3 protein-coding genes are annotated in these 3,230 nt (G+C 50.5%); 1 reads left to right on the top strand and 2 read right to left on the bottom strand.

The features are described 5' to 3' along the window. A partial coding sequence (locus SHEWPOL2_RS21780) for a DoxX family protein (protein ID WP_037431684.1) occupies positions 1–238 on the bottom strand: 238 nt, incomplete at its 3' end. A 164-nt stretch (positions 239–402) separates the two neighbouring features. Between SHEWPOL2_RS21780 and SHEWPOL2_RS21775 the strand changes: the two genes are divergently transcribed. Continuing rightward, positions 403–1,296 (top strand): LysR substrate-binding domain-containing protein, encoded by an 894-nt coding sequence (locus tag SHEWPOL2_RS21775; protein WP_037431681.1) that lies wholly within the window; start codon positions 403–405, stop codon positions 1,294–1,296. 396 nt (positions 1,297–1,692) lie between these two features. On the opposite strand, the gene SHEWPOL2_RS21770 is transcribed toward SHEWPOL2_RS21775, so the two are convergent. Beyond that, on the bottom strand, positions 1,693–3,230 hold a 1,538-nt coding region (locus tag SHEWPOL2_RS21770), incomplete at its 5' end, for a bifunctional metallophosphatase/5'-nucleotidase (RefSeq protein ID WP_037431679.1).

Raw genomic sequence — 3,230 nt, 5'->3', positions numbered from 1 at the left:
ATAATGAGCAGCAAGCCACCAAGAATTCGCTCGAACCCGCCATCAGCGCCATTAAGTAGCCAGGGGTTAAGCCAATGGAGGCCATCCATTGTCCTGTGCCTTCTAGGCCATAGCCACCAAACCAGCCGAAGAGTTTTTGTGAGCCGTGGGCCATGAGGATAATCCCGATAGGAATACGCAAGGCCAATGGGGCGAAGCTTGGGGCAGAGGTCAGTAATTTTGTGATAAGTGCTTTCATGGGATGTTCCTTAATTCAAATTTTTTAACTGTGTCGTTAATGGGGTAGTCGGTCGAGATTTAGCGTCAATCTCTCCATTGGTTTACAGTCTAGACTTGACCTTTAAGGAAGAAAATCGGAACATTTTCAAAGTATATTTCAAAAAATTTGAATGTGGAGCACTTATGTTGCCAGTGATGAGTCTCGATGGATTGATAGTGCTAGATGCTATTGATAAGAAAGGCAGTTTTTCGGCTGCGGCTGAATCCTTATTCCGAGTGCCATCGGCGCTGACCTATACAGTGCAGAAATTAGAGAGCGATTTAGGGGTAAAATTATTTGAACGTAAGGGGCAGCGCGCCGAGCTGACCTTAGTTGGCCAACTGGTATTACGCCAAGGGCGGGAGATCTTAGCCGCCACTGCAAGGCTTGAAGAGGCGGTTAGGCAACTCGAAACGGGCTGGGAGTCGGCATTAACCTTAGCCATAGATACTGTAGTGCCCGATTTACCACTGCTTAAACTGATTGCTGAATTTACCGAGTTAGGTAAACAGGTGACCATCAATATCACCGAGGAGTCATTGGGTGGCGGTTGGGATGCGCTGTATTCGGGCCGTGCCGATATTGCCATTGGGGTCACCGGGGAGTTACCTAAGGGGCAATATCACTTAGTCGAAATCGGCATGCTTGAATTCGTGTTTGCCCTTGCGCCTCACCATCCCTTGGCACAGTTTGACCATCCCATCCCGACCGAAGCCCTGTTGCAATTTCCCTCCGTGGTGGTGGCCGACAGCTCAACGGCGCTCGCGCAGCGCTCCAGTGGATTGTTTGATAGTCGCCAAGTTATTCGTGTGCCAAACATGCAGACCAAGATTAAAGCCCAGCAACTCGGGCTGGGTGTGGGTTATCTTCCCAAGCATTTGATCCGCGAAGAACTCGCTTCAGGCACATTAGTCGCGTGCAAGGTTGAGATCCCAAGACCGGCGCAGCCGGTGTTTCTGGCGTGGCGCAAGGGCAACCAAGGCAAGGCGCAGGCGTGGTTTGCCGAGCGTTTGCCCCATTACGACTGGTTGTTTTAGTGGGATGTAAAGTGCACGTGCTGCTAGTGGATTGAGTGAATCACAGGACTTAACCATTGCTAGGGCGTGTTGACGTTTCGAGATTAAATTTTGTTCGTTCTGGCAAGCACATGCTCGCGAAACGAGGAATGATGTGTAGTTATTCTACTCAAATGACGAGTGACAAAGAGAACGAGCTTGCTAGACGAACCCTTCGGGCAGCGTTTGGCTGGCGTTTCTGCTGCGTTATCGTCCGTTTATGTAGAATAACTACACTGTACGGACTTTACCTTGCATAAACGCCAGCCAAACTGCTGCAAAAATAACCCTGAAACGTCAACACGCCCTAAGTACTGTGATGAATTAAGAGGGCAGGGCTTTGTGGCAGCGCTGATACACATCCCTGACACCGGGCGCTTACACCGAGCGTTTTACATGGCTGGTGTAATGCACATGTGGGGAGAGCAAGTCCGCTAAATTAGGGTTGGGCGCCCGGTTGAGGAAGCGAATAAAAGCCTGGGGTAGGGTGAGCGTCTCAATCGGCTCTTGCCAGCGTGCCTGTAACAGTGGGTGATAACCTTCTTTCCCCGCAGCGGTATAAGAGGTCGATACCCCCACATAGAGCGCATCGGGTTGCACTGGATACCAGAGTGATAATCCATCCTGCTGCATCATTTCTAGCTTGAATAAACGTTCCCCTAAGGGGCGTCTGCCATCGTAGTAATAACGCAATCCATAGGTATAGGGGAAGCTGCCAGCGCCTGTGCCGCGTACACTGTTATTGGTGGCGGCGTTAATCGCCGACTCCAGCGCCTGATACAGAAATTGGCCATGGATTTCGTATTTGACTAATGGCAGTTCGAAGGGCAGCAATTGGCCCAACACATCGGCGAGGGTCAGTCTGCCTTGGGCGACCGATTGCCTGACACCACCCGCATTATGCAGGGCAAAGTGGATGCGAGGGTCTTCAAGTTTAGCCTCTTGGAACATACTGCGACTTACCCAAGGCGCGATTTCACTGCCATGGGGCAGCGCCTTAGAAGGTAGTCTGGTGTGTACCAGATTCTTAGGCACTAGAGCTAAGACTTTGTTTTCCATCTCGGCAATCGCAGGGCGATAGATATCGTGGATCACGCCATGAATATCTTCATCGGCTTCATCCCACAATATATAGGGATGTTCATCAAAGCGTTGGCGCACGGCTTGATAGTCGGTGTCATCCACTTGCTCACTCGAACTCAACATAAACTGCTTATCGAGCATAAAGTAGTTGCCACCGCTTAAACTTATCGCGCGGCCAGCTTCATCAAACTCAACTTCGGCCAAACCTAAGGTTTCGGCGTATTTCCCTGCATGGACAATTGGCGTGCCATTGATGGTTTCGCCATAGGGAAGATTGCTTAACCCCAAGGCGCTAAAGTCGCCCTGTAGAGTATGGGTATGGCCACCAACGATAAGGCTGATACCATCGACTTGTTCTGCGAGCCGTTTATCCTGATCTAAACCTAAATGACTCAGCACAATAATGTGCTTAATGCCTTTGGCATGCAGATGCGAGACGGTTCGCGCCGTGGTCGCAATCGCATCGACAAAGTGGGTATCGGGATCGGGTCTGGCAATGTCCTTCATCTGATCCAGAGTAATGCCGATGACGGCGAGCTTTTTGTCATAGAAGGGCTTTTCTAGGTAGCTGGCAAGCTGTGTTTTTTCATCATAGGCCAGAATATTCGCCACAGTACGCAGGTTACCCGGCTTGCGGATATCCTCTTGGCTCAAGTCCATATTCCCCGCCAGCAGCGGGAAATCGATTTGCTTGGCAAATTCGGCGAGCCGCGCATTACCTTCGTCAATATCGTGGTTGCCAATTACCATGGCATCGGGGGCAAGTAAATTCAGCAGATGGGCGTTGGCTTTACCCTTAAAATGGCTGAAATACAGTGTGCCTTGGAAACTGT

The organism is Shewanella sp. POL2 (assembly GCF_000282755.1).
In the GTDB taxonomy this organism is placed as follows: Bacteria; Pseudomonadota; Gammaproteobacteria; order Enterobacterales; family Shewanellaceae; genus Shewanella; species Shewanella xiamenensis.
The sequence above is the reverse complement of the archived record's forward strand: the minus strand, read 5'-3'. Positions and strand labels throughout refer to the sequence as shown.